2 protein-coding genes are annotated in these 2,703 nt (G+C 46.4%); both read right to left on the reverse strand.

The window, feature by feature from the left end; translation table 11 throughout:
- Nucleotides 1–971: THUMP domain-containing class I SAM-dependent RNA methyltransferase (locus PLH26_RS21430; RefSeq protein ID WP_324588056.1), on the reverse strand; the 971-nt coding region annotated here is incomplete at its 3' end.
- Between the two features lie 365 nt (nt 972–1,336).
- Entirely contained in the window at nt 1,337–2,665 is a 1,329-nt protein-coding gene (locus PLH26_RS21435; protein WP_324588057.1) for a GntP family permease, read from the reverse strand.
- Between the last annotated feature and the right edge of the window lie 38 nt (nt 2,666–2,703).

Below are 2,703 nucleotides of genomic sequence, written 5' to 3' on the forward strand. Positions count from 1 at the left end.
TCCAGCTCCTGCACTTGTCCCAGCCGTTCTCCATATTCGGGATTAACGAACATAATCCCCGGCACATCTTGCGGCACTTCGGTATCGGCAAAATCACACACATTAAACTCAATCAGTTTGGCAACGCCTGCCGCGATAGCATTTTTCTTTGCATTTTCAATGGCCCGTTCACTATAGTCGGTAGCTATAATGCGAAGCCCCGGAACATCAGTGATCTGCTCTTCCAGTAAGGCATCTTCTTTAAGGTAAACCGCATCGTTATATCCCCGGATGTGCATGAAGGCATAGTTTGTTCTATACAACCCCGGCCGCCTGTTGCTGGCAATAAGCGCTGCTTCAATAGCCAGTGTTCCCGACCCGCACATGGGATTTACAAACGGCGAAGCCCTGTTCCAGCGTGTAGCGTAAATAGTAGCCGATGCCAGTGCCTCCAGCATGGGAGCCAGTCCGGGTATTTTACGGTAGCCATGCCGCGCCAGCGAATGGCCGGAAGTATCAATAAAGATTTCCGCATGATCGTTTTTCCAGAACAGGTTAAAAACAGCACCTGTAAGTTCGGATCCGGACGACGGGCGCTTACCCGTTTTTTCACGCAGGCGGTCAACTATTGCATCTTTTACGCGTAGGTTGGCAAACAAGTTATTGTTGATGGTTTCATTGCTTACATTGCTGGTAACGGAAAAATAGCCTGCATCAGGTAAAATGTTTTCCCACGGGTAATGAACAAGATTATTATAAATAGCATTGGCATCGGGCGCTTCAAATTGCTTTAGGCTGTACAGCACCTGGCTGGCGCAACGCAGGTTAAGGTTGAGCTTTATACAATCGTTCACTGTGCCGGAAATGTGTACCCCGGTAATAAAACGGTCTTCAACAGTAAATCCCAGGTCCTTTACTTCCTGCTCAAGATAAGGCGCAATACGTTTGTGACAGGTAATGGTAATGGCTGCTTTTGCTGTGAATACATTCATGTGGGGCAAAGGTAAAAGGCTTTTGAAATACAGCGGAAGTTAAGTTAAGCGTAATCGCCGGAGGCGATCATAATCGGATATGAAGCGAGGACGCTTCATATAGCTTAATACGTTTGTGGCAGGTGATGGTAATGGCTGCTTTGGTGGTGAATATGTTTATTGTAAGATGGTAAGATTGGTAAGATGGTAAGATAGGGAAAATAGTAAGATTGTAAAATAGTAAAATGATAAAATGGCAACCCGGAACGGAGATATCCTTTTACTTGTCTTATACCTCTTACCTGTCTTACCTGTCTTACCTGTCTTACCTCTTACGTGTCTTGTTCTTACGTGTCTTACTTCTTACCTGTTACGCGTTGCCTTCTTTATAACATAACCAGCGACAAAATATATACTACAGCCAATGCTGTTAGTCCCATAAACAGAGTAGCCAGTGAATATACTTTCAGCATGGTTTTCATTTCCAGCCCGGAAAATTTACTGATCACCCAAAAATAAGCGTCATTGGCATGAGATATCATCATAGAGCCGGCACCCATTGCCAGCACACAAAGCAATTGACCGGTTGGGGTATCCAAGCCCAATGCGGGCATTAAAGGTTGTATAATAGAAGCTGCCGTAATGATAGCCACAGTAGATGAGCCTTGTGCAGTTTTAAGCAGGGCGGTGAGCAGAAAAGGGAAGAAGATGCCCATGCTTGCAAGAGGCAGGCTGTCGCCGAGGTGGTTGCCGATTTTTGTAGCGGCAAGTACAGCGCCAAAAGCGCCGCCGGCGCCAATGATCACCAGTATGCCGCCAGCCTTTTCCACTCCTTCCTGTAATAATTTGCTTATGGCATTCTTCTTCCATGAGCGGATGGCGGTAAGCGCCAGCAAAACACCTGCAAGCAGGGCGATCACCGGGTCGCCGGCAATTTTAAAAATTTGCCATATACGGCTGTCATTGGCTTCAACAGAGCTAAAGGAACCCAACGCAATTAAAACGATTGGAACAACCACAGGTAAAAAAGACTGCATCACTGAAGGCAATTTTGTATGTGTGCCGTCGTCTTTTTCCTGTGCAACATGCAGCGGGGGAGTCTTTTTCCCCGCATACCGGGCCCACCAGTAGCCCACGGCACTTGCCGGAATAGCAACAGCTATGCCTGCCAGTATGAGTTTGCCGAAATCAACCCCAATAATGCCCGCCGCAGCAGCAGCGCCGGGATGCGGAGGGATAAGGCAATGTACCGCATACAAGCCGGCAGCAAGTGAGGTGGCCATAACAGGAACGGCTATTTTTGTGCGCCTTGCAAGCGTTTGATTTAATCCGCTCAAAACAATATAGCCCGAATCACAAAAGATAGGCAGACCTACAACAAAACCTGTTATATTCATGGCAAGGGGCGCATGCCGTTCACCGGTTTTTTTGAGTATGAATTCGGCCATTACGCGGGTGCTGCCCGTATGTTCCAGCAATACACCCAATGTGGTTCCCAGCACTATTATAAAACCAAGCGATTTCATAATATGACCAAACCCTTCTTCCATGGCTGTTACAATGCCTGCTACAGGTAACTGAACGCCCAGTCCAACCACAAAGCAGGCGATGGATAAAGCAAAAAAAGCATGTACCTTAAGCCTTGCCGTTAGTAAAATAATTAAGGCGATACCCGCCAGCAAAAAAAATATTACCTGTATAAAATCTGCAGACATGTTATAATGCGTTGATGAATTTTAAATCATCAATTTAC

The sequence above is a fragment of the Agriterribacter sp. genome, assembly GCF_035444585.1.
Classification (GTDB): domain Bacteria; phylum Bacteroidota; class Bacteroidia; order Chitinophagales; family Chitinophagaceae; genus Agriterribacter.